This is a genomic window from Arthrobacter sp. E1SS-5 (genome assembly GCF_057073715.1).
Window position 1 is genome coordinate 440761 of record NZ_CP172703.1, and the last position, 24216, is coordinate 464976.

Annotated in this window: 22 protein-coding genes; 12 read left to right on the forward strand and 10 right to left on the reverse strand. The window is 65.7% G+C overall.

Features of this window, described 5'->3' with window-relative positions; all coding sequences use genetic code 11:
* Nucleotides 1–81 precede the first annotated feature (81 nt).
* The gene (locus ACIGJD_RS02180) at nucleotides 82–945 is read left to right on the forward strand and encodes an SDR family oxidoreductase (protein WP_236821146.1); all 864 of its coding nucleotides are present in this window, start codon (nucleotides 82–84) and stop codon (nucleotides 943–945) included.
* A gap of 95 nt (nucleotides 946–1040) precedes the next feature.
* On the opposite strand, the gene ACIGJD_RS02185 is transcribed toward ACIGJD_RS02180, so the two are convergent.
* The 3 genes from ACIGJD_RS02185 to ACIGJD_RS02195 all read right to left on the reverse strand — a co-directional run bounded on the left by ACIGJD_RS02185 (nucleotide 1041) and on the right by ACIGJD_RS02195 (nucleotide 3889).
* On the reverse strand, nucleotides 1041–2123 hold the full coding sequence (locus ACIGJD_RS02185) for an ABC transporter substrate-binding protein (RefSeq protein WP_483688101.1): 1083 nt from the start codon (nucleotides 2121–2123) through the stop codon (nucleotides 1041–1043).
* A 66-nt stretch (nucleotides 2124–2189) separates the two neighbouring features.
* Nucleotides 2190–3053: an ABC transporter permease gene (locus tag ACIGJD_RS02190; protein ID WP_483688102.1), complete on the reverse strand. Its 864-nt coding sequence runs from the start codon at nucleotides 3051–3053 to the stop codon at nucleotides 2190–2192.
* On the reverse strand, nucleotides 3050–3889 hold the full coding sequence (locus ACIGJD_RS02195; RefSeq protein ID WP_236821148.1) for an ABC transporter ATP-binding protein: 840 nt from the start codon (nucleotides 3887–3889) through the stop codon (nucleotides 3050–3052). Before ACIGJD_RS02195 ends, ACIGJD_RS02190 begins: the two co-directional genes overlap by 4 nt.
* 231 nt (nucleotides 3890–4120) lie before the next feature.
* On the opposite strand from ACIGJD_RS02195, the gene ACIGJD_RS02200 reads away from it, so the two are divergent.
* The 3 genes from ACIGJD_RS02200 to ACIGJD_RS02210 all read left to right on the forward strand — a co-directional run bounded on the left by ACIGJD_RS02200 (nucleotide 4121) and on the right by ACIGJD_RS02210 (nucleotide 7327).
* The gene (locus tag ACIGJD_RS02200) at nucleotides 4121–4894 is read left to right on the forward strand and encodes an IclR family transcriptional regulator (RefSeq protein ID WP_483688103.1); all 774 of its coding nucleotides are present in this window, start codon (nucleotides 4121–4123) and stop codon (nucleotides 4892–4894) included.
* Between the two features lie 259 nt (nucleotides 4895–5153).
* Nucleotides 5154–6395, forward strand: coding sequence for a CaiB/BaiF CoA transferase family protein (locus tag ACIGJD_RS02205; RefSeq protein ID WP_483688104.1), 1242 nt, complete (start codon nucleotides 5154–5156; stop codon nucleotides 6393–6395).
* Nucleotides 6395–7327 (forward strand): hydroxymethylglutaryl-CoA lyase, encoded by a 933-nt coding sequence (locus tag ACIGJD_RS02210; protein WP_236821151.1) that lies wholly within the window; start codon nucleotides 6395–6397, stop codon nucleotides 7325–7327. Before ACIGJD_RS02205 ends, ACIGJD_RS02210 begins: the two co-directional genes overlap by 1 nt.
* Here the strand turns inward: ACIGJD_RS02210 and ACIGJD_RS02215 are convergent.
* Nucleotides 7324–8793 carry an amino acid permease gene (locus ACIGJD_RS02215; protein ID WP_483688105.1) on the reverse strand — a complete coding sequence of 490 codons (1470 nt, stop codon included), beginning with the start codon at nucleotides 8791–8793 and terminating at the stop codon, nucleotides 7324–7326. The genes ACIGJD_RS02210 and ACIGJD_RS02215 overlap by 4 nt on opposite strands.
* 230 nt (nucleotides 8794–9023) lie before the next feature.
* Between ACIGJD_RS02215 and ACIGJD_RS02220 the strand changes: the two genes are divergently transcribed.
* The 5 genes from ACIGJD_RS02220 (at nucleotide 9024) to ACIGJD_RS02240 (ending at nucleotide 15573) form a co-directional block, all read left to right on the forward strand.
* Nucleotides 9024–10598 (forward strand): HNH endonuclease signature motif containing protein, encoded by a 1575-nt coding sequence (locus ACIGJD_RS02220; RefSeq protein WP_483688106.1) that lies wholly within the window; start codon nucleotides 9024–9026, stop codon nucleotides 10596–10598.
* 137 nt (nucleotides 10599–10735) lie between these two features.
* Entirely contained in the window at nucleotides 10736–11593 is an 858-nt protein-coding gene (locus tag ACIGJD_RS02225) for an IclR family transcriptional regulator (protein WP_483688107.1), read from the forward strand.
* A 126-nt stretch (nucleotides 11594–11719) separates the two neighbouring features.
* Entirely contained in the window at nucleotides 11720–13474 is a 1755-nt protein-coding gene (gene hutU / locus ACIGJD_RS02230) for a urocanate hydratase (RefSeq protein ID WP_483688108.1), read from the forward strand.
* Nucleotides 13475–13572: 98 nt separating this feature from the next.
* Complete coding sequence (hutH, locus tag ACIGJD_RS02235; protein ID WP_483688109.1) at nucleotides 13573–15165, forward strand: histidine ammonia-lyase; 1593 nt, start codon at nucleotides 13573–13575, stop codon at nucleotides 15163–15165.
* A gap of 162 nt (nucleotides 15166–15327) precedes the next feature.
* Complete coding sequence (locus ACIGJD_RS02240; RefSeq protein ID WP_159633722.1) at nucleotides 15328–15573, forward strand: hypothetical protein; 246 nt, start codon at nucleotides 15328–15330, stop codon at nucleotides 15571–15573.
* Nucleotides 15574–15682: 109 nt separating this feature from the next.
* Here ACIGJD_RS02240 and ACIGJD_RS02245 read toward each other — a convergent pair whose 3' ends face one another.
* On the reverse strand, nucleotides 15683–15943 hold the full coding sequence (locus tag ACIGJD_RS02245) for a hypothetical protein (RefSeq protein ID WP_236821157.1): 261 nt from the start codon (nucleotides 15941–15943) through the stop codon (nucleotides 15683–15685).
* A gap of 194 nt (nucleotides 15944–16137) precedes the next feature.
* Between ACIGJD_RS02245 and ACIGJD_RS02250 the strand changes: the two genes are divergently transcribed.
* Nucleotides 16138–17019, forward strand: coding sequence for a fumarylacetoacetate hydrolase family protein (locus ACIGJD_RS02250; RefSeq protein ID WP_483688110.1), 882 nt, complete (start codon nucleotides 16138–16140; stop codon nucleotides 17017–17019).
* A gap of 10 nt (nucleotides 17020–17029) precedes the next feature.
* Here the strand turns inward: ACIGJD_RS02250 and ACIGJD_RS02255 are convergent, their stop codons facing one another.
* From ACIGJD_RS02255 to ACIGJD_RS02270, 4 genes are read right to left on the reverse strand one after another with little or no spacing between them, the layout of a single operon-like run.
* The gene (locus ACIGJD_RS02255; RefSeq protein WP_483688111.1) at nucleotides 17030–17422 is read right to left on the reverse strand and encodes a universal stress protein; all 393 of its coding nucleotides are present in this window, start codon (nucleotides 17420–17422) and stop codon (nucleotides 17030–17032) included.
* Nucleotides 17419–19038, reverse strand: a complete 1620-nt coding sequence (locus tag ACIGJD_RS02260) for a tripartite tricarboxylate transporter permease (protein WP_483688112.1) — start codon at nucleotides 19036–19038, stop codon at nucleotides 17419–17421. Before ACIGJD_RS02260 ends, ACIGJD_RS02255 begins: the two co-directional genes overlap by 4 nt.
* Nucleotides 19039–19542 (reverse strand): tripartite tricarboxylate transporter TctB family protein, encoded by a 504-nt coding sequence (locus ACIGJD_RS02265; RefSeq protein ID WP_483688113.1) that lies wholly within the window; start codon nucleotides 19540–19542, stop codon nucleotides 19039–19041.
* Nucleotides 19539–20549, reverse strand: a complete 1011-nt coding sequence (locus ACIGJD_RS02270) for a Bug family tripartite tricarboxylate transporter substrate binding protein (RefSeq protein WP_483688114.1) — start codon at nucleotides 20547–20549, stop codon at nucleotides 19539–19541. The genes ACIGJD_RS02265 and ACIGJD_RS02270 overlap by 4 nt, the downstream gene beginning before the upstream one ends.
* Nucleotides 20550–20866: 317 nt before the next feature.
* Here ACIGJD_RS02270 and ACIGJD_RS02275 point away from each other — a divergent pair, with 317 nt between their 5' ends.
* Both ACIGJD_RS02275 and ACIGJD_RS02280 read left to right on the forward strand, forming a co-directional pair.
* The gene (locus tag ACIGJD_RS02275) at nucleotides 20867–22447 is read left to right on the forward strand and encodes a sensor histidine kinase (protein WP_483689407.1); all 1581 of its coding nucleotides are present in this window, start codon (nucleotides 20867–20869) and stop codon (nucleotides 22445–22447) included.
* A complete protein-coding gene (locus ACIGJD_RS02280; protein ID WP_483688115.1) occupies nucleotides 22444–23109 on the forward strand; it encodes a response regulator in 666 nt (221 codons plus the stop codon). The genes ACIGJD_RS02275 and ACIGJD_RS02280 overlap by 4 nt, the downstream gene beginning before the upstream one ends.
* A 24-nt stretch (nucleotides 23110–23133) precedes the next feature.
* Here ACIGJD_RS02280 and hutG read toward each other — a convergent pair whose 3' ends face one another.
* Nucleotides 23134–24087: a formimidoylglutamase gene (gene hutG, locus ACIGJD_RS02285; RefSeq protein WP_483688116.1), complete on the reverse strand. Its 954-nt coding sequence runs from the start codon at nucleotides 24085–24087 to the stop codon at nucleotides 23134–23136.
* Between the last annotated feature and the right edge of the window lie 129 nt (nucleotides 24088–24216).

Sequence of the window (24216 nt, forward strand, 5' to 3'; positions counted from 1 at the left end):
GTGCGTACTCCCTTTTGGGAAGTTTTGTCCGCGGGCGGCGGTTGTGCTCTTCGACAGAGCAAAATCCCGAAAGGAATCATCGTGAGCATTGTTGTTACAGGCGCCACTGGACAGTTGGGCCGGCACGTTCTGGAAGCCCTCCTGGAGCGGGGAGTACCTGCGGAGGAAATCGTGGCGGCCGGCCGTTCGGTGGACAAGCTCGCGGACTTCGCCGGGCGCGGGTTGCAGGTCAAGCCCATGGACTACGCCGATGCAGGCTCGGTCGCAGCCGCCCTCAAGGGTGCGCGGCGCGTGCTGCTCATTTCCGGCAGCGAAGTGGGACAGCGGGTCCAGCAGCACCGGACTGTCATTGAAGCCGCCAAGGCGGAGGGCGTGGAGTTGCTGGCCTACACCAGCATCGCCAACGCGGACACCACGGCCATGAAGCTGGCCGATGAACACAAGGCAACCGAGGCGCTGCTGCGCGAATCCGGAGTGCCCTTCGTGCTGCTGCGCAACGGCTGGTACCTGGAGAACTACACGGAGCAGCTGCCCGGAACCCTTGCCCAGGGCGCTCTCGCGGGCAGTGCCGGCGAGGGCAAGGTCAGCGGGGCCGCCAGGGTGGACTACGCGCACGCGGCCGCTGCAGTCCTGGTGGCCGACGCCCAGGCCGGCAAGGTTTACGAACTGGGCGGCGATGACGCTTTCAGCATGGCGGACCTGGCGGCGGAGATCAGCGCCGCAACCGGAAAGGCCATTAAGTACAACGACCTGCCCGCGGAGGAATACGTTGGCGTGCTCACTGGTGTTGGCGTACCGGAGGCTTTCGCTGAAATCCTTGCGGATTCCGACCTTGGCATCGCGCGCGGCGATCTCCTGGTCAGCACCGGCGACCTGCGTCGGCTGATCGGGCGCCCGACGACGTCGCTGGGCCAGGCGGTCAGCTCCGCCGCTGCTTCCGCCTAGGACAGAAACGGCGAGGTGCCCGGCCCCTTTGGGGGACCGGGCACCTTTCGTTTTTAAGCTGCTCCCCGGGCGTGGTTCGCTGCCGTCGGCAGCAGCTACTTCACGAGGTCGTTGGTGTACGTATCGGCAAGCTTGATGTCCTTGTTTCCCACGTCCGGGTTGGCTACCTGCTGGGTTTTCAGGACAGCCTGGACGCCGTCTTCGGTGAACGTACCGTCCTTGCTCAGGGTCTTCTTGAGGTCGTCGATGACTTTCGCGTAGAGATCCTTGTCGCCGCCGGCGAAGCTTTCCGGCATCTTGGCCGCGATTTCGGCACCGGAGTGACCGTTGATGTACTCAAGGGTGCGCTTGATGGCCTTGGCCAGCTTGGCGGCCGTGTCCTTGTTCTGGTTCAGCCAGTCCGTCTTGGCGTAAAGGCAGGCGGAAGGCCAGGAATCAGTGGAGAACACTTCCTTCAGCCCCTCGGCCGTGCGGACGTCCTCCAGGACTACAGGAATGTGGCCAATGCGCTTGGTGAGGACCGATACGTCCGGTTCGAGCATTACGGCTGCGTCAACCTGGCCCTGCTCAACAGCGGCAACGGCGGAAGATCCCGCGCCGATGGCGGACACCGCTGCATCGGACTGCTGCATGTTGTTCTTGGCCAGCAGGAACTTCACGAACATGTCCGTGGAGGAGCCCGGCGCCGTCACTCCCACGTTCTTGCCTTTGAGATCGGCAATTGTCTTGATCTGGCCTTCGTTCTTCGGCGCCACCAGCAGGGCAAGGCCGGAAGACTGGCCCATGTCCACGAAGGCCTTGATCTGCTGGTTCTTGGCCTGCATCTGGATGGTGTGCTCGTAGTAGCCGCTGGTCACATTGGTGCTGCCACCAACCATGGCGGTCAGGGCCTTCGAGCCGCCTTGGAGGTCCTGGAGTTCGACGTCCACGCCTTCATCCTTGTAGTACCCAAGCTGCTGAGCCAGCGTCGTCGGAAGGTAGGTCAGGAGGGTCTGGCCGCCCACGCCGATAACCACCTTGCCGCCCCCGCCGCCTCCGCCGGCCGCGGCTGATCCGCTCTGGCCGGGAGGGGCTGCGGCGGGGGCACCACAGGCCGAGAGTGCCAGGGCAACTGCAGCAATCAGGGTCAGCGGCCGGAGGAGGACCCGGCCACGGCGCCGGGTTGATTTGTCTGTCATGGGTATCCCTTTCAGGCGGTTACGGAAAGTTGGCGCTGGTAGGCGGCTTTGGGCTGTGGCACCTGGTCAGGAGGACCGGACAGGGCGCCATCTGAGGAGGTGCCGCTCCAGGCGGTTGACGAGGAGGTCGATGATGAGGACCACAATCATGAGGATGAACATCCCGGCGAAGACGCCCTTGGTGTCGAAGACGCCCTGGGCCTGGGCAATGGCGTAGCCCATGCCACCTGAGGCGCCCAGGTACTCACCCACCACTGCGCCGGTGATGGCGAAGCCCACGCTGATGTGCAGGCTGGAGAAGATCCACGTGAGGGCACTGGGAATGAAGACATGGCGCAGGAGCTGCTTTTCGCTGGCCCCCAGCATTTTGGCGTTGTCCACCAGGACCCGGTCGACGCTCTTGACGCCTTCCAAGGTGTTGAAGAAGACGATGAAGAACACCAGGGTGAAGCCGAACGCCACCTTCGACCAGATACCCAGTCCGAACCAGAGGAGGAAGATCGGAGCGAGGACCACGCGCGGGAGCGCATTGAACATCTGGAGGAACGGGTCCAGCAACCGTTCCAGGAAACGGACCCGGGCAAGGATGAAACCCAGGAGGAGTCCGACGGCGGCCCCCACCAGGAAGGCGAGGATGGCCTCCTGCATGGTCACCCAAAGATGGGGGAACACAAACCCTGATGACACCCAGAGCCACACGGTCTGGAAGATGTCGGAGGGAAGGGGGAAGAAGAATTCATCAATCACCCCGGCCCGGCCCAGGACCTCCCACGCTCCCAGCACGAGGACCGTGAGGAGGAGTTGGATGCTCCGCATGGCCAGGGACGACATCTCACCTCGACGTGGCTGGCGGTTGCCGGTGTGTCGGTCCTGTGCCGCAAAGGAACCGTTCTTCCTTGAACCTGTTTTCCTTGAGCCGAGGATGGTCACGCGGCCTCACCTTCCTCGGCGAGCGCACTTTCGTAGGTCTTTGAGACTTCGACTTTCAGCCGGCCCCAGATTTCCCGGTGCAGGGCCACGAAGCGGGGGTCGTCCCGAATGTCCAGCAGATCGCGCGGGCGGGGAATGTCGATGTCGTAGCTTCCCACCACAGTGCTTCCGGGGCCTGCTCCAAGGATGAGCACTTCATCGGACAGCGCGATCGCTTCGTCGAGGTCGTGGGTAATGAATACCACTGCCTTGCCGGATTCCTGCCAAAGCTGCAGAAGTTCGTTCTCCATGATTTGGCGGGTCTGGACGTCCAGGGCAGAGAAGGGCTCGTCCATCAGGAGGATGTCCGGGTTCACGATCCAGGCCTGGGCAATGGCTGTGCGTTTGCGCATGCCGCCGCTGAGCTGGTGCGGGTAGCGGTCCGCAAAATTCTTAAGGCCCACTTTTTCCAGCCAGCGCCGGGACTCAGCGTGGGCCTCCGCCTTGGAGACACCGGCCATAGTCAATCCGAGGCTGACATTGTCGATTACGGTTTTCCACGGCAGCAGGGCGTCCTGCTGGAACATGTAGGACGCCCGGCGGTTCACGCCGGTCACGGGTTCCCCGAAGCTCCTGACTTCCCCAAAGCTGGGTGTCAGCAGGCCGGCTGCCATGTTGAGGATGGTGGACTTGCCGGATCCCGTAGGGCCAACAATCGAGACGAAGCGGCCGGGCTCGACTTTCAGGTCGATGTCCCGCACGGCGAAGTAGGTCTCGCCTCCGGACGTTGGAAATTGTTTAGTGCACCCGGTGAGCTCCACCGCATATCCGGACGTGCCTGGCTGTGCAGCTGGCATCTTTGCCTCTTCCCGGCCGGCTCCGGCCGCTTGTTCCCCCTGTTGGTTCGCGTCTGCGGCACGAAAGTGGTTTATCGGTCCGCGTACGGAGAACCGCTTGCGGACTCCGGTGTTCTTGCTCAATGCAGGTTGATTTCCTGCCACATCGTGGGTTCTCCATCATGATGTGGACCTGATGCTAACAGTTACTTCCGTCACACTCAACGCCTCCGCGACTCATACACTTTCCCCATGAGCTCCAGCGAAACCTCGGCCACCCCCTTGTTGGTCCTTCGGAAGATCACCGCCATCCTTGATGCTTTCTCCCTCGCCCGGCCCGAGCTGTCGCTGGCCGAGATCCGTTCCAGTACCGGCGTGCCGCACTCCACGGTGCAGCGGTTGGTGGCGAACATGGTGCAGGAGGGAATCCTGGACCGGCACGGGGACCGGTACCGGGTGGGGGTTCGCATGGCCCATTGGGCGGCGCCGGCAACCCAGGGGCTGGATTTCCTGGAGCTGCTGACCCCGGTGCTGCGCAGGCTGCGTGATGACTTGGGCGAGACAGCGTGCATTTTTCGCGAGTCCCAAGGGAAGCGGGTGTGCATCGCTTTGGCCGAGACCCGTCGCATGCTCCGGCGCGTGGTGAGCGTGGGTGAAATCATGCCGCTGCACGTCGGCGCGGCAGGGCGCGTCCTCCTCGCCTGGAATCCGGAGGTCGCGGAGCGCGTGTACCGGTCGGGCCTGAAATCCCTCACCAACCAGACAATCACCGATGCCGCGAGCCTGGAGGAGGCGGTGACCAAAGCCCGCGCAGATGGTTTCGCCATCACCACCGGTGAGCGGGTGTCCGGTGCCAGTGGCATTTCGGCGCCTATCTTCGGACCCCAAGGCGAACTTTTTGGGGCACTCACGGTGATGGGGCCCGCTTTGAGGATGCCCTATGACGTTTGCGCGTCCTGGGTGGAACAGGTCCTGGCTGCGGCCGAGGAGTCCACCAGGGTCATCGGAGGCACCATCCCGCAGTAGCTGTTTTCCGCCTCCCTCTATCCACATCGTGGATTTCAGTCCACAATATGAATTGTCGTCGTGCCAACGATGCTTCGCGATCCCGCGGCAGGCCGGGCAACCCGGGCAACGCGGCCCGGCCCGGGTGCCGGCTGCCGGCAGAACAGGAGTCCCAAAGATGGTGGAAATTTCACAATCCGCACCCGCTGGGGAAATGCGCGGTGCTCAGAACCCGGATTCTGGAGCTGCGCCCCGGACCGGAACCCGGCCCGTTGCCGCTATGTCCGGCGTTACCCCTGATCCCGCTGCCGCCGCAGATGCGGTCGGCGGCCCCTTGGCCGGCGTGCGTGTGTTGGAGCTCGGATCCCTCATCGCGGGCCCGTTTGCGGGACGGCAGCTGGCCGATTTCGGTGCGGAGGTCATCAAGATTGAGTCTCCCGACCGTCCCGATCCCATGCGCGAATGGGGCCGGGCACGGATCGAGGGCCACACCCTCTGGTGGTCAGTCCAGTCCAGGGGGAAGAAGTGCGCGACGTTGGACCTCAAGTCGCCTCGCGGGCGGGACCTGTTCCTGGAACTCTGCAAGGAAGCCGATGTCATCCTTGAGAATTTCCGCCCGGGAACGCTCGAAAAACTTGGCCTTTCCCCCGAAGTGCTCTGGCAGCGCAACCCCGGCCTGGTGATCGCCAGGGTCTCCGGCTATGGTCAGACCGGGCCTGATGCGGACAAGCCGGGCTACGCTTCCGTGGCCGAAGCGCGAGGCGGCCTGCGCCACCTCAACGGATACCCGGACCAGGCCCCGCCACGGACAGGCATCTCTTTGGGGGACAGCTTGGCGTCGCTCTACGCGCTGCAGGGAATCCTGTTGGCTCTGTACTGGCGGGATGCCAAGGGAGGGACGGGGCAGGTTGTGGACGTGTCCCTCGTAGAGGCTTGCTTCTCCCTTTTGGAAAGTGCCGTGCCCGATTACGCGGCTGCGGGCGTTGTGCCGGGACCCAGCGGTTCAGGACTGAAGGGGATAGCGCCGTCGAATATTTTCCGCTCCAGCGACGGAAAGTGGGTGGTGATCGCGGCCAACCAGGACTCGGTGTTCGTGCGGCTTGCTGCCGCGATGGGCGCCCCGGAGCTGGCTTCCGACCCCCTCTACAGCAACCACGCTTCCCGCGGCGTCAACCAGGAGGCGTTGGAACAATTGATCGCCGAGTGGGCCGCAGGCTTCAACCACTCGGAACTGGTGGCGTGCCTTGACCGGCACGCTGTTCCCAACAGCACCGTGAGCACCATCGAGGACATCTTCGAGGACCCACAGCTGCGGGCGCGCGGGATGCTGGTGGACGTTGCGGATGAACAGTTGGGGACGGTGGTCCAGCCGGGCATCATCCCCAAGCTGTCCCGGACCAGTGGCGGCATCGCATGGAACGGGCCTCTGGCGCCCGGTTCGCACAACAGCGACGTCTACGCGGGCCTACTCAAGCTCAGCGCCGAAGAACTGCAGGATGCCAAGGATGAAGGTGCGATCTGATGAACGGAATTGCGGGAAGCGATAAGTCCAGGGGCGCAGTCTCCATCGTGGATGTCAGTCCCCGGGACGGGCTGCAGAATGAAAAGGTTCCCGTCAGTACCCACGACAAGCTGCGCCTGATCAACGAGCTGATCGCCCTGGGGGCCAGGCGGATCGAGGCAGTGAGCTTCGTGAATCCCAAAAAGGTTCCGCAGATGGCTGACGCCGACGCCGTCATGGCCGGGGTGCCGCGGGATGCGGGAGCCAGCTACATCGGCCTCGTATTGAACACCCGGGGCGCGTACAGGGCGGTGGATGCAGGGGTGGACGAGATCAACTACGTCCTGCCCGTAACGGATGCCTTCGCGGCGGCCAACCAGAACACCACGGTGGCCGCCGCCCTCGGTGCCCTTGAGGAAGTGTCCGGAATTGCTGCCGCTTCGGCCATCCCGCTCACCGTCACGGCCGCCGTCGCCTTTGGCTGCCCCTACCAGGGCGACGTGCCCGGGGAACAGGCTCTTTCCGTCGTTCGAAGCGCACTTCAAAGGGCGCAGTTGGCCGAAGTTGCCCTAGCAGACACCATCGGCTGCGCCGTCCCCTGGCAGGTGGGCGGGGTTTTTGCCGCCCTGGCATCGGAAACGGACGTGCCGCTCCGCGCCCACCTGCACGAGACGCGCCACACTGCTTTGGCGAATACCTATGCGGCCATGGCTGCCGGGGTCAGCGTCTTTGACAGTGCCGTGGGAGGCCTGGGCGGTTGCCCCTTCGCGCCCGGCGCGGCCGGGAATGTTTCCACCGAGGACTTGGCCTGGATGTTGGAGCGGGCAGGCTACTCCACGTCCATCGACCCCCGTGCAGCCACGGAGTTGGGCCGCTGGATCTGCGCCAAGGTGGAGACGGCTCCCCGCTCCGGCCTCGCCGGAGCAGGAGTGTTCCCCAAGGCCGCCGCCTAGGGGGAGACCACCGGCAGAGGCGAGGTTTCGTCCTCAAGGTGGGCCCGCCGTCGTCCGTCACCTTTGATCCACAGGCGGTAGGCGAGGACCAGCAGCCCCAGCCACACCGCGCCCACGTACAGGGCGATCCGGGTGTCCTCGAAGGCGCCCAGGACGGCGATCACCAGCGCCATGAAGGCGATGGTGAGCACGGATGCCGCAGGCCACCACGGTGACGGGAATTCCGACGCCGGCAGGCCCTTCCGCGTGATTTCCCGCTTCATGGCCACATGGGATGCCAGGATCATCACCCATACCCAGACTGTGGCGAAGGTTGCGATCGAGGCAATCACCAGGAACACATCCTCCGGAATGACAGCGTTGAGGACTACGCCCACCAGCAGGATGCCCGCCATCATGACCACAGTCATCCACGGGACGCCGTGCCGGGAGACCTTGCCGAAGGCGGCGGGCGCGTGGCCCTGGTTCGAGAGTCCGAAGAGGATGCGTCCGGCGCCGAAGATGTCGCTGTTGATGGCCGAGAGGGCGGCCGTGATGACCACCGCGTTGAGGATGTGCGGTGCGGCCGGGATGCCCAGGCTGCTGAAAATTTGGACGAACGGGCTGCCGCTGGTGCCCACCTGGTCCCACGGGAAGAGGCTCATGAGTACGCCAAGGGTGAGGACGTAGAAGAGCAGCACGCGGACGGGGACGGTGTTAACGGCCTTGGGAATGACCTTCTTCGGATCGGCGGCCTCGCCGGCCGTGATGCCGAGGGTCTCAACGCCGCCGAAGGCGAACATCACCACGGCGAAGGATGCCAGGAGGCCTTCGAAGCCGTTGGGGAACAGGCCGCCGTGCTCAACCAGGTTGCCCAGGCCCGGCGCGACCGGGGAATCGGCGGTTTGGAAACCGAAAACGATGATCGCTGCGCCGCCTGCGATCATGGCGATGATGGCTGCGACCTTGATCAGGGAGAACCAGAATTCGAGTTCACCGAAGACCTTCACGCTGAGGAGGTTCAACGCGGCCAGGAAGCAGATGACGGCCAGGATCCAGATCCAGCGGTCCACCTGCGGGAACCAGAAACCCATGTAGATGCTGAAGGCGGTGACGTCGGCAATGGCCACGATGGCCATCTCGAAAACATACGTCCAGCCGGTTACGAAGCCGGCGAGCGGGCCCAGGTAGCGGCTCGCATACTGGCTGAAGGAGCCGGATACCGGATGCCGTACCGCCATTTCGCCAAGTGCGCGCATCACCATGAACACGGCAGCGCCGCCGATGATGTAGGCCAACAGCACGGCCGGGCCGGCTTTCTGGATCGCCGAGGCCGAGCCGTAGAAGAGGCCGGTTCCGATGGCCGAGCCGAGGGCCATGAAGCGGATGTGCCGCACGTTCAGACCACGGCTAAGGGCTTGTCCGACGACGGCTGCCGGCTTTTGCTTTTCCACCGGACTTTCGGTCCGGGTTGGGGTGGGTTGCATAGAGTTACCTTCTCGTCTTTGGGAGGGGAGCCGGTAACCAGCAGACCATTTTCGGCCCTGCCGTGATGAGGCTCACGCGGGGTTGGTGTCTTCGGTTACAGACTGTCGCCGTGAGATGCGTAGGACGGCGGCAGGCGGCTTGACGCGCCGAGGCACGACCGCGCTGCAGGGGGCTTGGCGCCCGGCAGCCCCGGAGTCTGAATGTCAGTGGGTCAATGGATGATATGGGTATGGCAAGCGGCAGCGGTGTTGGGGCGGTTTTGGAGGGTGTTCATGCCTCTGTGGCTGCCCTCGCTGGCCTGGAGTTCGAGGACGCTTCCCTGGCTTCCGGTGCCTGCATTGGTACCGGCATTGACGTACTGCAGCGGCGGTATGAGATCCGGCTGGAACGGCTGGAGGTGACGGCATGCCTGGAAGCACATCTTGCAGCGGTGAAGGCGCGGGATGCTGCCGAAGCCGTTGGGTTTCAGCAGGCCATGACGCCGCCGGACGCGTCGCTGCCCGACCGCACCTACGCGGAGATGTCCACGGTGGAGGAGATCGCCGGGGTCCTCACTGTCAGCTCTGCCGCTGCAGGCGCGTTCGTGGAACAGTCCCGGAAGGTCTGCTCACTACCGTTGGTGTTCGAGGCTCTGTCTGCCGGTGATATGTCGTGGCAGCACGCGAAGGTCATCACCGATGAAACCGAAGGCCTCGACCCGGCCGGTGCGGCGGCGTTGGTGGCGCATTTCTTCGACCCCGATGCTCCCCACCCCGCCAGCGGACCAGCCCCGGGCGAACTCGTCCCGTCCCGGTTCCGGGCGAAGGTGCGTGGGTGGCGGGAACGCCACCACCCCGATTCGATCGAGAAGCGCCACGCCAAGGGCGTGGCTGACCGGCGGATGGAATACACCCCGGACCGTGACGGCATGGCCTGGGTCTCGCTCTACCTGCCCGGCGACACCGCCTGCGCCATCTGGAACCGCACCACCGCCACCGCCCGTGGCCTCCAAGGCCCCAACGAACCACGCACCATCACCCAACTCCGCCCCGACATCGCAGCCTCCCAGCTCCTTGGATCAGCGAGCGAACTCGGCGAAGTACCCACCCCGCGGGCCGATGTCCTGGTCATGGTGCCGGTACTCTCGCTGCTCGGGGCGACCGATGAGCCGGCAGTACTTGACGGACTCGGCCCCATCCCCGCGTCAATGGCCCGGAAACTCGTCGCGGACGGGGCGGAGTCCTTCTACCGCGTCCTCGTCGACCCCCGCGACGGGACACCCTTGGAGATCGGGAGGAAGAACTACCGGCTGACGGAGACCATCAAACGCTGGATCAGGATGCGCGACGGAAAATGCACCTTCCCCGGCTGCACCAACCGCACCCCGGACAACGAAACCGACCACCTCCAAGCCTGGGAACACGGCGGCAGTACTGATGTCAGCAACCTGGCACAGCTCTGCCCGAAACACCACCGGCTCAAACACCACAGTCAGTGGACACCGGACCCGGCGAACAAGAATGAACCACCCGGGTGGACCTCACCAACAGGACGGCACTACAACCCAGAACGCCCCGACCCCGAACCAACCCGCTGGCCGCAATGGCTCCTGGCGTTGTTCGGCGACACCTCGGAACGGGAGACCTCAACACGGGCACTGCAGTGGCCGGACGTGTACGTACCCGAACACCCCGGCTTGCTTGAGGAGCTAGGCGTCCCGGATGACCCGGGGCCGCTGGATGATCAGCTTCCTCCTGATCCCAGCCCGGAGTGGAAGCTGTTCTTGGACTTCGAAGATATGGAAGCGCCGGTTCTCTCGAGCTGAGCGTGCCTCTGACCAAGATGACCTATCTGGTATTCCAGACGGGAGGGTTCCAAAAAGAGGCGCGCTGAGCGTCCAAGAGGCCGCAAGCTTAAGTACGGGATACCGGACAGAGCTAGCCAGAAAGATCCTTCCACTCCATGAGCACTGCACTAGGCGCCGCAACACGGGGCACTACAACACCCAACACCGAAACGCAGGCGCCCCGGGCATCCGCCAAGGCGTCGTCGAAAGTTCCTGCTGCGGAAAACACCCTGCGCATCCTTAAGCTGCTGGCTTCGCGGCGGGGCCCCATGGCGGCGTCACAGATCGCCTCCAGCCTGGAGCTGCCGCGGTCAAGCGTCTATCACCTGCTTGGGGTGATGGAGGCCAACGGCTTCGTCCTGCATCTCCATGAGGAGCAGCGGTATGGGCTGGGCATCAGTGCCTTCGAGCTCAGCTCCGCCTACTCCCGGCAGGAACCGCTGTCACGCCTCGGCCGGCCCCTGCTTGCCAGCCTTGTGGACGCTATTGGCGAGAGCGCGCACCTTGCCGTATTGCACGGCCGGGACGTGCTTTACATCGTGGAGGAGCGGGCCAAGAACCGCCCGTCCCTGGTGACCGACGTCGGCGTCCGCCTTCCCAGCCACCTCACCGCCAGCGGCCGCGCCATCCTGGCCGCGCTGCCCAAATCCCAGGTGCGCGCGCTCTATCCGAATGCCGCGGCCTTCACGGCACGACATGAGGTGGAGGGAGCCATCATGAAGTACTCGGCCCTGTCCTCACACCTGGACCAGGTCCGGCAACGCGGGTACGCCACCGAACACGGCGAAGTCACCCCCGGCTTCGGCTCCATCGCCGCCGCCGTCACCGATCACCTGGGGTGGCCCACGGCCGCTGTCGCCGTCACCTTTTTGGAGGACAAGCTGCCCGCGGAGGAGTGGCCCGTGCTGGCTGCCCGCGTCCAGAAAGTGGCCGACGAGCTCTCCGTGCGCATCCACGGCCGCCCCGGCAAATAGCCTCTGGCGCGCGTCTGGAATACGAGACACTACAACTATGAAAGCCCTGCGGGGGCCCCATCCGAAGGGCTTTAGTTGATACAGAACTTCATTCCCCAACCAGACAATCACCAGAAGGAGCCCATCATGGCACCCGCCGATTTCACCACCGGTGCCCGCCCGGTCAAAGCAGCCCGCGGCACCGAGCTCACCGCAAAGTCCTGGCAGACCGAAGCGCCGCTGCGCATGCTGATGAACAACCTGGATCCCGAAGTGGCAGAACGCCCCGATGACCTTGTGGTCTACGGGGGCACCGGCCGCGCCGTCCGCTCCTGGGCCGCGTTCGACGCCATTACCCGCACCCTGGAAACCATGGAAAAGGACGAAACGCTCCTGGTCCAGTCCGGCAAGCCTGTCGGCGTCTTCCGCACCAATGAATGGGCCCCGCGGGTACTCCTGGCCAACTCCAACCTCGTAGGCGACTGGGCCACCTGGCCCGAATTCCGCCGCCTCGAGGCAGAAGGCCTGATGATGTACGGCCAGATGACGGCCGGTTCCTGGATCTACATCGGCACCCAGGGCATCCTGCAGGGCACCTTCGAAACGTTCGCCGCGATCGCCCGCAAGCTGGCCGGAGACGAGAACGGCACCCTTGCCGGCACGCTGACCCTCACCGGAGGGTGCGGCGGCATGGGCGGCGCCCAGCCGCTCGCCGTCACCCTGAACGAGGGCGCCTGCCTGATCGTCGACGTCGACGAAAACCGCCTGCGCCGCCGCGCCGGCAAGCGCTACCTGGACGAAGTGGAAACAGACCTCGACACCGCCATCGCCAAGGTGCTCAAGGCCAAGGAAGAGCGCCGTGGCTGGTCCGTGGGCTACGTGGGCAACGCCGCCGAGGTTTTCCCCGAGATCCTGCGCCGCCACAAGGCCGGCGAGCTCACTGTGGACATCGTCACCGACCAGACCTCCGCCCACGACCCCCTGAGCTACCTGCCCGAGGGCATCTCCGTGGACGAATGGCATCGCGAAGCGGAAGCTGACCCGGAGGGCTTCACGAAGAAGGCCCAGGCCTCCATGGCACGGCACGTCCAGGCCATGGTGGAATTCCAGGATGCCGGCGCCGAGGTCTTCGACTACGGCAACTCCATCCGCGACGAGGCCCGCAAGGGCGGCTACGAGCGGGCTTTCGAATTCCCAGGCTTCGTCCCCGCCTACATCCGGCCGCAGTTCTGCGAGGGGCTTGGTCCCTTCCGCTGGGTGGCACTTTCCGGTGACCCGGAAGACATCCGCGTCACCGACGAAGCGATCAAGGAGCTCTTCCCCGAAAACAAGCACCTGCACCGCTGGATCGACGCCGCCCAGGACCGCGTGGAATTCGAAGGCCTGCCCGCTCGCATTTGCTGGCTGGGTTACGGCGAACGCGCCAAGGCCGGGCTGCTCTTCAACCAACTCGTCAAGGAAGGCAAGGTCAAGGCACCCATCGTGATCGGCCGCGACCACCTGGACTCCGGCTCCGTCGCCTCCCCGTACCGCGAAACGGAAGCCATGGCCGACGGCTCTGACGCCATCGCCGACTGGCCCATGCTGAACGCCCTGCTGAACACCGCCTCCGGTGCCACCTGGGTGTCCCTGCACCACGGCGGCGGCGTCGGCATCGGCCGCTCCATCCACGCGGGACAGGTCTCCGTCGCAGACGGCACCGACCTCGCCGCGCAGAAGCTCGAACGCCTCCTCACCAACGACCCCGGCATGGGGGTCATCCGCCACGCCGACGCCGGCTACGAGCGCGCCCTCGACGTTGCCAAGGAACGCGGCGTCCGCATCCCCATGCTCCCCACGGACTCCCTAACCTCGCAAGCTCGGCCAGGGAACCCTGTCCGCGTGGCCCCAGAAAACAGCTGACCCGGCCAAACCCCACATCGATTGCTCCGTAAGTGTCGTTTAGAGTCCCGAAAACGACAGTTACGGAGCAGTCGATGGAACCTCTTCAAGGAATTTCAATGACAGCCATTACCCACGAACCGCTTACCGTCACCCTTGGCCCGGCGGGCGTCACGCCCCAGGATGTGCTCGCCGTCGGGCGCGGAGGCGCCAAGGTGACCATCGCGCCCGAAGCCCTGGAAATCGTTGCCAAGGTCCGCGCGCACATCGACGACCTCGCCTCCAGCGACGTCCCCGCCTACGGCATCTCCACCGGTTTCGGCGCCCTGGCCAACCGGCACATTCCCAACGAACTGCGCACCCAGCTGCAGAAGTCCCTGATCCGCAGCCACGCGGCCGGCATGGGGCCGGCGGTGGAGCGTGAAGTGGTCCGCGGCATCATGTTCCTCCGCGCCAAGACCCTTGCCTCCGGCCGCACCGGCGTCCGCCCCGTGGTCCTGCAGACCATGGTTGACGTGCTCAATGCCGGCATCACGCCCGTGGTCCGTGAGTTCGGATCGCTCGGCTGCTCCGGCGACCTGGCACCCCTCTCGCACTGCGCACTGGTGCTGATGGGGGAAGGCGAAGCGGAAGGGCCCGACGGCGTCAGGTACGGCGGGCCCGGCGAGCGGCCTGTAGCTGAGCTGCTTGCAGAACACGGCATCGAGCCGGTCACCCTCGCCGAAAAAGAGGGGCTGGCGCTGGTCAACGGCACCGAAGGCATGCTGGGCATGCTCCTGATGGCCATCGCGGACCTCCGCCGGCTGCTGTCGACGGCGGACATCACCGCCGCGCTCAGCGTCGAGGCGCTGCTGGGCACCGACCAGGTGTTCCTGCCCGAACTGCACGCCGCACTGCGGCCACACCCGGGCCAGGCGGCAAGTGCGGACAACATGCTGCGCGTGCTCTCGGATTCGCCCATTGTCGCCTCCCATAAGGTGGGGGACTCCCGGGTGCAGGACGCCTACTCACTGCGCTGCGCCCCGCAGGTGGCCGGCGCCGTCCGCGACACCGTGGACCACGCCGAACTGGTGGCCACCCGCGAGCTGGCCGCCGCCATCGACAACCCGGTGGTGCTCCCGGACGGCCGGGTCAGCTCCAACGGCAACTTCCACGGCGCACCCGTGGCCTACGTCCTGGACTACCTGGCCATCGCCGTCGCGGACCTCAGCTCCATCGCCGAACGCCGCACCGACCGGATGCTGGACCCTGCCCGCTCACATGGCCTCCCGGCTTTCCTGGCAGCAGACCCCGGCGTGGACTCAGGACTCATGATCGCGCAGTACACGCAGGCCGGCCTGGTATCGGACAACAAGCGGCTGGCCGTCCCGGCGTCCGTGGACTCCATCCCCAGCTCGGCCATGCAGGAAGACCACGTGTCCATGGGCTGGCACGCCGCGCGGAAGCTTCGCAAAGCCGTGGAGAACCTTCGCCGGGTGCTGGCCATCGAACTGGTGACCTCCGCGCGGGCCCTCGATATCCGGACCCAGCTCTCGGGAGGTGTCCTTACGCCGGGGCCCGCAGGTTCGGCGGTCGTGGCAGCTCTCCGGGAAGTGGTGGAAGGACCGGGGACGGACCGGTTCCTGTCACCGGAACTGGAAGCGGCTGACCGGCTGGTGGCCTCAGGCGACGTGCTCCGGGCGGCCGAATCCGCCGTCGGGCCCCTCGCCTGACGCCGAAGGATCTTCAGCTCCTGCCGCAGTCCCGTCTGAAAGGCGGAATTTCCGGCGCCACGGTCCGCCGTGGCGCCGGGAGTGTAGTAGAACTGAAGATGTAGTGAAAGTCACATCGAAGAAGCTGTGGCAGCAGAACGATACAAAGGGGTAGAAGTTCAAATGAAAGCACGTGGGGCAGTCCTGTCGAGGCGCAATGCCCATTCCGCCGCGGTATCCAACTGGAAATCCCTCCAGGCCGGGGACCGGGTCGAGATCATCAAGCATGCGCATGTGGTGGCGGCCGGCGAAGTGGAAGAGGTGTCGCAGAGCGGCAACGTCCTTTGGCTGGTTCCGGCGGGTCCGTCAGGTCCTGCGGAGAAGGAGCTTTTCCTGAAGTCCGACGGCGTCCAGGTCCGCCGCGGCTAGTCCCGCCAGAAGCAAAAAAATCCCCGCAGTGCCAAGACGCCATGCGGGGATTTTTGTTGCCGGCGCCCCGTGCGGGGACACAGGGGGCAAGCCGAGGGTTTTGCAGGTGCTAAGCGGCGGTGGACTCGTACGTCTCGCCGAAGGGCACTGAGTCGTCCAGGGCGACCGTGTAGCGTCCGGGGTGTACCCGGGTGACCAGGATGCCGCAGGACGCGTCTTTCGCAGCAACCTCGATCAGCTGGGCTACTGCGTCTTCCAGTCCGGCATGGACCTCGTCGGCGGTGGAGAATTCCAGGCTGATGGACCGCTGGGCGGACCCTTCGATGCTTTCGGCAGCGGCGGGGATCCGCTCCAAAGTGGCTGTAGTCATGTACTGAACTTTCTGTGTTTCGTGCCAAGATGGCTTCGATATTCTATCGACTGCTCCAGCGATATGTCAGATGTCTGCTCTTCCGCGGTCGGTCATAAAGCGTCCGTTCGCAGGCGGGACAGGGAATCACGGACCATGGGATGGAGCCGCTACAGGCTCCAAGACCCCTACCAAGACCTTGAGGAGAATTCGGTATGAAGATCATGCGCCTGGGCGACGCCGGCAGCGAACAGCCCGCCGTGCTGGTTCCCTCCGAGGATGGACAGGACCGGTACTTCAGCCTTCTGCCGGTTACCGCGGAGGTGGATGGTGCGTTCCTTGCGTCCGGTGGCCTGGACAAGGCCCGGAAGGCGCTGGAGGCGGGGGAGCTTCCGGAGATCAAAGACGCCGCTTCGCTCCGCATTGGTTCACCCGTGGCCCGCCCCGGCTCTGTCCTAGGAATTGGAATGAACTACGCCGCCCACGCCGCGGAATCCGGGGCAGAGCCGCCCACCATCCCAGTCGTGTTCCTCAAGCCCAGCAACACTGTCACCGGTCCCTGCGACCCCGCCCCGATGCCCCCGCGCTCCACCCGGTACGACTGGGAAGTGGAACTGGGGATCGTGATCGGGAGGGAAGCCCTTTACCTCCGCTCCACTGCCGAAGCGGCGGGGTGCATTGCAGGTTACGTCACCGCCAATGATTTCTCCGAGCGTGAGTACCAGCTGCCGGGGGCAGCAGGGCAATGGACCAAGGGCAAATCGCTTCCCGGGTCAACGCCGCTGGGCCCGTGGCTGGTTCCGGCAGGAGAGATCGACGGCGGCAACCTGCGGCTGCGCAGTTGGGTGAACGGTGAGCCGCGGCAGGATTCAACATCGGCTGAGCTCATCTTTGACGCCGCCACACTGGTCCACCACTGCAGCCAGTACATGCGGCTGGAGCCGGGCGACGTGATTCTCACCGGGACCCCGCAGGGTGTGGCCCTCAGCGGCCGCTTCCCTTACCTCCAGCCCGGCGACGTGGTGGAAGTGGAAGTGGAGGGCCTGGGCCGCCAGCGCCAGGAGCTGTACCGGACGCCGGCGGCCACCACGGTTTAGCCGGACTGACTCAGCCGGCCTTGACGGCCAGCACCGGGCAGTCCGCCTCCAGCAGGATGCGCTGGGACGTGCTGCCCATGATCAGTTTGCCCACCGGGGTGCGGCGGCGCAGGCCAATCACGATGAGGTCAGCGTTGTGTTCCTCGGCCGCGTCCAGCACCTCGGCCGCGGCGTCGTGGCCCCGGACCGGCCGCTTGATCAGGTACTGGATACCCTGGCTGGCCAGCCGTTGCTCAATGTCCTGGATTTCGCCTTCGGGCGCAAACCGGTTGTCCACTGTTGCCTCGCCCTTGGAGGAGTTGATCAGCACCAGGGTGCTGTTGTTCTTCCGGGCTTCGGTGATGGCCTGCGTCAAGGCGGCTTCGCCTTCAGGGGTGGGGACGTATCCCACAACAACGGTCATGGTCGCTCCTTATGGTCGGAATACACGGCAGTGTGGTTCGAGTGGACCGTATCATCGGCTTCCGTGGCAAGGGCTGATGCCCCGCCGGACTCAGCCTCGCCCGACTCCGCCCCGCCGGCAGGAGCAGCAACCGGGCGGTTGCGGCGGAAGAGCTTGTAGGCGAAGGGCCAGAGCAGGATGAGGGCAATGATGACGTAGATGACGACGGCGATCGGCTCGCCGAAGAGCCCTGCCGGATCACCCGCGCTCAGCTGCAGGGTCTTCCGGAGTTGCCCCTCGATCCGCGGTCCCAGGATCACGCCGAGGATCAGCGGCAGCACGGGCAGCCCGAAGCGGCGCATCATGAACCCGAGGGCACCCAAAACCAGCAGGATCACAAGGTCGAACGCCTGCAGGTTCACCGAGTAGGCGCCCAGTGTGGCGAAGAACAGGATGCCGGCGTACAGGTACGGGCGGGGGAGCTGCAGCAGCTTGGCCCACATCGGTGCCAGCGGCAGGTTGATGATCAGCAGCAGGAGGTTGCCGATGAAGAGGCTGGCGATTAGCGCCCACACCAGGGGGCCTTCGCTGGTGAAGAGCTGCGGGCCCGGCTGGATGCCGTAGGACGTGAAAGCGGCGAGCATCACCGCCGCCGTGGCGTTGGTGGGCAGGCCCAGGGCCAGCATCGGCGTCAGGGTGCCGGCGGCGGCAGCATTGTTGGCCGCTTCCGGGCCCGCGACACCTTCAATGGCGCCCTTGCCGAACTCCTCCGGGTGCTTGCTGAGGCGCTTTTCCGTGACATATGAGAGGAAAGTGGGGATCTCGGCGCCACCGGCCGGCAGCGCACCGAAGGGGAATCCGAACGCGGTTCCGCGCAGCCACGGCTTCCAGGAACGCTTCCAGTCGGACTTGCCCATCCAGGGCTGCCCCACGGGGATCGCGTGCAGCGGGGTCCGGCGGAGGTGTGCCGCCACCCAGAGGGCCTCGCCCACGGCGAAGATGGCCACGGCCACCACCACGATGTCCAGGCCGTCCGCCAGGAGCGGCTGGCCGAACGTCAGGCGGCGCTGGCCGGTGACCGAGTCCATGCCCACCAGGCCGATGGCCAGGCCAAGGCCAAGGGAGGCGAAGCCACGCAGCCGCGACGAGCCGAGTACGGCCGTGACCGCCAGCAGGGCGAGGACCATGATAGCGAAGTAGCTGGGGGCGCCAAGGCTGACGGCGAACTTCACCACAATCGGTGCGCAGACGGCCAGCAGCGCGGTGCCAATGGTGCCGGCAACGAACGAGCCGATGGCCGCCGTCGCAAGCGCCTGTGCCGCCCGTCCCGCCTTGGCCATCTTGTTGCCTTCGATGGCGGTAACCACGGAGGACGATTCGCCGGGGGTGTTGAGGAGGATGGAAGTGGTGGAGCCGCCGTACATGCCGCCGTAGTAGATGCCGGCGAACATGATGAAAGCGCTGGTGGGTTCCAGGGCGTAGGTGACGGGAAGCAGCAGGGCGACGGTCATGGCCGGGCCGAGGCCGGGGAGGACGCCGACGGCGGTGCCCAAAATGACACCGATCACGGCGTACAGGAAATTCATGGGGGTCAGGGCGGTGGCGAAGCCGTCCATCAATGAGGACCAGACGTCCATTTAAAGGATTCCTTCCAGGAGGCCGGCAGGCAGGGCAATGCCCAGGCCGAGGTAGAAGCCGTAGAAGGTCAGCAGGGACAGTGCCACGGAGATCAGCCCGTCCCGGATGTAGCGGCGGCTGCCCAGTGCCAGGACGCTGCCCCAGAACAGGACAGTCCCGGAGATCACCCAGCCGGCCCAGTCAATGAGCAGGATGTTCGCAACGAAGGCTCCTGCCAGCGGCAGGATGGTCTTCCAGTCGGCGGGGTGGTCCAGGTCGACGTCCTCGCCGCCTTCGGCCTCGCCCCTGCCGCCGCGCAGCACGTTAACGGCCAGCAGGACCGCGCAGACCACCAGCATGCCGGCCACGATGAACGGGACAGTCTTGGGCCCTACCGGGTCCGACTTCGAATACGGGGTTACCAGGCCGTTGGCGTCCAGGAAGACCAGGACGCCGGCCGCCCCGAGCAGGAGTGCGACTCCCAGCTCGGAGCGGCCTTTGAGGCCTGTTGTCAGGGACGTCACGCCAACCCAAGCTTGGTGAGGACGTCCGCCACCCGCTTGTCCTGCTCGGTGAGGAAGGTCTTGAACTGCTCACCGGTGATGAAGGCGTCAGTCCAGCTGTGGGTCTTCAGCGCTTCCTTCCAGCCGTCGGTGCCGTGCATCTTCTCCAAGGCAGCGATCAGGGCTTCCTTGTCCTTGTCGCTGATGCCCGGAGGGGCCACGACGCCGCGCCAGTTGGTGAACACCAGGTCGATATTGGATTCCTTCAGCGTGGGCGCGTCCACGCCGTCCAGCCGCTTCTCGCCGCTGGTGGCCAGGACGCGGACCTCGCCGGACTCGATCTGCTTCAGGTACTCGCCGGCACCGGACGCTGCGAAGCCCAGCTTGTTGCCCAGGATCGCAGGCAGCAGGTCGCCGCCGCCGTCATAGGCCACGTAGTTGACCTTGGTGGCATCGATGCCCACCGCACCGGCCAGCTGCATGGGCAGCAGGTGGTCCGGGCCGCCGGGGGAGGAGCCGCCGCCGACTGCAATAGAGCCGGGATCGGCCTTCCAGGCCTTCACCAGGTCGTCAATGGTCTTGTAGGGCGAATCCTTGCTGACCATGATGGCGCCCGGTTCCTCGATGAGTCGGGCCAGCGGGGTGGTGGAGGTCAGCTTGGACTCGGACTTGTTGGTGTAGCTGGCGCCTACAACGCCCAGGCCCATGAGCATGGCCAGGTCTCCGTTGCCCTTTTCGTTGACGATGCGGGCCAGGCCCACGGTGCCCCCGGCGCCGGCCAGGTTGAAGACCTCGGTGTTGGTGGAGATCTTCGCGTCGTCCAGGACCTTGGCGGCGGCGCGGGCAGTTGTGTCGTAGCCGCCGCCCGGGGAGTTGGGGACCATGATCTGCAGGCCGGTGATGGGTCCGGCGGCGGCGCCGGTGCTTTCCGAACCGGTGGAGCTCTTGCCGGTGGCACCGCAGCCGGTGGCCATCAGGGCGATGCCGGCAGCAACGGCGGCAATTCGCAATGCGCGGATCTGGCGCATGTGTTCCTCTTCTCTCAAAACAAATCTGATCAGCATCAGTTGACTTGTGTTTCCGATGCCTTGCGGTTCCGATGCTAGGGGCGGCCGTGACGGCGATCACTCTTGTGTACGCAGAGAAAGTTGTGTTCATTGCGTTCATGTTTCCGAGACCCCACAGCGTCCCCGTCCAGGTCTTGGGAGCGTGGCTTTGGGATATAGTTCCCGGTACACCCGGCCGTGCGCCCATGCCGCTGCGCGGACTTTGCCAGCCACCCGCCGTGCCGGAGGACCCGCCCTGCCGCACCACCAGGAAGACCATTGTGACTCGACGACGAGGAATGTCCCTTGCGGGACAGTACCTGCTGCTGCAGTTGCTCATTGTCCTCGCGGTCCTGGTGGGCGTGGTGGCCATCTCGCTGGCCCAGTCCGCTGCCGCCTTCGAGCGCACTGAAGGCAGGAGGGCCCTGTCCGCTGCAGAAGCCCTGGGCGGTAATCCCGTGGTGCGTGAACTCCTCCCCGAGTCCCAGGCGCGCGGCGGCGCCGTGTTGCCGGCAGTGGCGGAGTCGGTTCGCATTGTGTCGGGCTCCTCGAGGGTGGCGCTGGCCAGAATTGACCGAACGGTGGTGGCGTCCTCGGATCCCAGCCTGCTGGGTGAGCCGTTGGAGCTCGGCGCCAGCAGGGTGATGGAGGGCAGGGCCTGGACCGGAGTGGTGGGCGGAACCCCTGCGCCGCTGCTGTCCGCGCACGTCCCGGTTCTGGATGACACCGGGCACATGATCGGGATCGCTTCCATCAGCCGCAGCTATCCCACCATGCTCGAGAGGTTGGGCGACGCCGTCCCCAACCTCCTGACGTACCTGGGCGTGGCGAGTGTCCTGGGCATCGCCGGGTCGCTGCTGCTGTCGCGGCGGGTGAAGCGGCAAACCCTGGGCATGGAACCGAGCGAAATCACCAGCCTGGTGGAAAACCGCGAAGCCATGCTGCACGGCCTCAAGGAAGGTGTGGTTGCGCTGGACCTGCACGACCGGATTACGGTGGCCAACCACAGCGCGCGTGCCTTGCTGGGCCTCCCGCCCGACTGTGTGGGCAAGCGTGTGTCGGGACTCGCCGTCGAACCTGCCCTGAAGGAAGTCCTCACCCACGAGCAGCCCGGGCCGGACCAGCTGGTGCTGGTGGGGGACCGGCTGGTGGTGATGAACCGGCTGCCGTTTGAATCCCGCGGCCGCGTGATCGGCTCCGTCACCACTTTGCGCGACCGCACGGAACTCTCCGAGCTGGAGCAGGAACTGGGGACCACCCGCACCGCCACGGACACCCTCCGCGCCCAGGCCCACGAGTTCGCCAACCAACTGCACGTGATCTCGGGACTGATCCAGATCGGTGAGTACGATTCCGTGGTTCAGTTCGTCAACGGTGCCACCGTGGACCGGACCCGGCTCAACGATGAGGTGACCGGCCGGATCAAGGACCCCGCGCTCGCGGCCCTGCTGATCGCCAAGTCGAGCCTTGCCGCAGAGCGCGGCGCAGCCCTGCAGCTGGACCCGGACTCGATGCTGGACAGGGTCGATGACGGGCTGTCCAGGGACCTCACCACCGTGGTGGGGAACCTCGTGGACAACGCGTTCGACGCCGTCACGGGCCTCCCGCACGCCGCGGTCAGGGTGTTGGTGGAAGGCAGAGCCGGGGAAGACGTTGTGGTAACGGTGCGGGACAACGGCCCCGGCGTTCCCGGTGGAGCCACCGACCGGATTTTCCGCCAGGGCTTCACCACCAAGGAACCGGGTCCCGCCGGCAGCCGCGGCTTCGGACTGGCGCTGTCCCGGGTGGTCTGCCGCCGGACTGGCGGGAACCTGACCGTGGCCAACGATAATGGGGCTGTCTTTACCGCTGTGCTGAAACGAGGAACCAACCAGCCATGATCAAGGTCCTGATTGTCGACGACGACTTCATGGTGGCCAAGGTGCATGCCGGCTTCATCCAGCGCACGCCGGGCTTCACCGTGGTGGGCGCAGCGCATACCGGTGCCCAGGCGGTTGCGGAGACCGGGCGCCTCCAGCCCGACCTGGTGTTGCTGGACATCCACCTGCCGGACATCAACGGCCTGGACCTGATGCAACGCCTGCGGGCTGTGGCCCCCGAGCTGGACGTGCTGGTGATCAGCGCGGCGCGCGAGGTGGAGACCGTGCGGATGGCCCTGCGCGGCGGCATTGTCCACTACCTGATCAAGCCCTTCTCGCAGACCGATCTGCAGGAACGGCTGGAGCACTACCGCAACGCCTACCAAAGCCTGGACTCGTCCAAGGACGTGGCAGAGCAGTCCGACGTCAACAGGGTCTTCGGCCTGGACCGCGCCGAACGGCCGCTGCCCAAGGGCTGCAGCATCGAGACGCTGAGGCTGGTGGAGGCCGCGTTGAACGCCGCCACCGGCGACGTCTCCGCTGCCGAGGTGGCCGAGGAACTTGGAACCTCCCGGGTCAGCGCACGCCGCTACCTGGAATACCTCCATGACGAGGGAACGCTGGACGTGCGGCTCAAGTACGGCGTGGGCCGTCCGGAACGGCGGTACGTCCTGAAGGCCTGACCCTTTATGGGGGGACCTTGGCCGTCAGTGCAGCAGGGTGTCCACCAGCCGTGCCGCGGTGCGCGCGGTGCGGCCGTCGATGTCGAATTCAGGGTTGAGTTCCGCCACGTCGAGATGCAGCAGCTTGCCGCTTTGTGCCACCTGCCGGCATGCCGCGGAAATGACGGGCAGCGGCACCCCGTAGGCGGCGGGTGCGCTGACCCCGGGTGCCACGGCTGCGGGCAGCACGTCCAGGTCGATGGTCAGGTACAGGACGTCAATGTCTGCCAGGAAACCGTCGACGAAGTCCCGGACCCGGTCCGCGTCGCAGTCCTCATCCAGCAGGTACCGGACGCCCAGCTTTTCAGCGGTGTCGAACAGGACCCGCGTATTGTTCGGCTCAGAGATGCCCACGACGGCGTACCGGAATTCGCGGCCGGCGTCCGCCTCGGCGCGGGCCATCTGCAGGAACGGGGTACCTGAGCTGGGGATGGCCTCGTCGCGGAGGTCGAAGTGGGCATCGAGGTTCAGGACGCCGAGGCGCTGCCCGCGTTGAACGGCGCGCGATGCGGCGACGCCGAGGTAGCTGGCGTAGGCCGTTTCGTGGCCGCCGCCCAGCACGACAGTCTGGTGCCCGGCGTCGAGCAGGGCCGCCACTGCCCGGCCAAGCCGTTCCTGGCCGGCTTCCAGGTCTTCGCCGGAAACCACCACGTCACCAACGTCAGCCACTGCGCGGTCCACATGGAAGGCCAGCGGGCCAAGGGCCTTGCGCAGGGCAGCCGGGGCCGCGGAGGCTCCGGTGCGGCCCTTGTTGCGCCGCACGCCCTCATCGCTGGCGAAGCCCAGCAGGGCGGCAGGCTTCCCAGCCGCTTCTCCATTCCACGATGCGCTGCCGGAGTTCACGGCCTGCCACCAGCGGCGGTGGCCGGGACCGTCGCCGTCGAACCTTCCTGTCCAGGGCTGCGGCGGGACATCGACGGCGGGGAGCTGGAGAGACATGCTCCAAGCTCACCGCATGCCGGCCGCGAAAACCAGCAAGGCCGCCGTCGTCCTGTCCGGGATCCAAGAACCCGCACTTCCAGCAAGCCTTTACGGGAGACAGCGCGCCCGATGGGTACAAGGAATAGG

What these genes read in the sequence shown, in the direction of transcription:
- ACIGJD_RS02270 (WP_483688114.1), bottom strand. Translation starts at nt 20,549, where the DNA reads ATGCGCCAGATCCGCGCATTGCGAATTGCCGCCGTTGCTGCCGGCATC.
- hutH (WP_483688109.1), top strand. Translation starts at nt 13,573, where the DNA reads ATGACAGCCATTACCCACGAACCGCTTACCGTCACCCTTGGCCCGGCG.
- ACIGJD_RS02200 (WP_483688103.1), top strand. Translation starts at nt 4,121, where the DNA reads ATGAGCTCCAGCGAAACCTCGGCCACCCCCTTGTTGGTCCTTCGGAAG.
- ACIGJD_RS02195 (WP_236821148.1), bottom strand. Translation starts at nt 3,889, where the DNA reads ATGCCAGCTGCACAGCCAGGCACGTCCGGATATGCGGTGGAGCTCACC.
- ACIGJD_RS02220 (WP_483688106.1), top strand. Translation starts at nt 9,024, where the DNA reads ATGGCAAGCGGCAGCGGTGTTGGGGCGGTTTTGGAGGGTGTTCATGCC.
- ACIGJD_RS02245 (WP_236821157.1), bottom strand. Translation starts at nt 15,943, where the DNA reads ATGACTACAGCCACTTTGGAGCGGATCCCCGCCGCTGCCGAAAGCATC.
- ACIGJD_RS02240 (WP_159633722.1), top strand. Translation starts at nt 15,328, where the DNA reads ATGAAAGCACGTGGGGCAGTCCTGTCGAGGCGCAATGCCCATTCCGCC.
- ACIGJD_RS02260 (WP_483688112.1), bottom strand. Translation starts at nt 19,038, where the DNA reads ATGGACGTCTGGTCCTCATTGATGGACGGCTTCGCCACCGCCCTGACC.
- ACIGJD_RS02280 (WP_483688115.1), top strand. Translation starts at nt 22,444, where the DNA reads ATGATCAAGGTCCTGATTGTCGACGACGACTTCATGGTGGCCAAGGTG.
- ACIGJD_RS02210 (WP_236821151.1), top strand. Translation starts at nt 6,395, where the DNA reads ATGAACGGAATTGCGGGAAGCGATAAGTCCAGGGGCGCAGTCTCCATC.
- hutU (WP_483688108.1), top strand. Translation starts at nt 11,720, where the DNA reads ATGGCACCCGCCGATTTCACCACCGGTGCCCGCCCGGTCAAAGCAGCC.
- ACIGJD_RS02215 (WP_483688105.1), bottom strand. Translation starts at nt 8,793, where the DNA reads ATGCAACCCACCCCAACCCGGACCGAAAGTCCGGTGGAAAAGCAAAAG.
- ACIGJD_RS02275 (WP_483689407.1), top strand. Translation starts at nt 20,867, where the DNA reads ATGTCCCTTGCGGGACAGTACCTGCTGCTGCAGTTGCTCATTGTCCTC.
- ACIGJD_RS02205 (WP_483688104.1), top strand. Translation starts at nt 5,154, where the DNA reads ATGTCCGGCGTTACCCCTGATCCCGCTGCCGCCGCAGATGCGGTCGGC.
- ACIGJD_RS02250 (WP_483688110.1), top strand. Translation starts at nt 16,138, where the DNA reads ATGAAGATCATGCGCCTGGGCGACGCCGGCAGCGAACAGCCCGCCGTG.
- ACIGJD_RS02185 (WP_483688101.1), bottom strand. Translation starts at nt 2,123, where the DNA reads ATGACAGACAAATCAACCCGGCGCCGTGGCCGGGTCCTCCTCCGGCCG.
- hutG (WP_483688116.1), bottom strand. Translation starts at nt 24,087, where the DNA reads ATGTCTCTCCAGCTCCCCGCCGTCGATGTCCCGCCGCAGCCCTGGACA.
- ACIGJD_RS02255 (WP_483688111.1), bottom strand. Translation starts at nt 17,422, where the DNA reads ATGACCGTTGTTGTGGGATACGTCCCCACCCCTGAAGGCGAAGCCGCC.
- ACIGJD_RS02225 (WP_483688107.1), top strand. Translation starts at nt 10,736, where the DNA reads ATGAGCACTGCACTAGGCGCCGCAACACGGGGCACTACAACACCCAAC.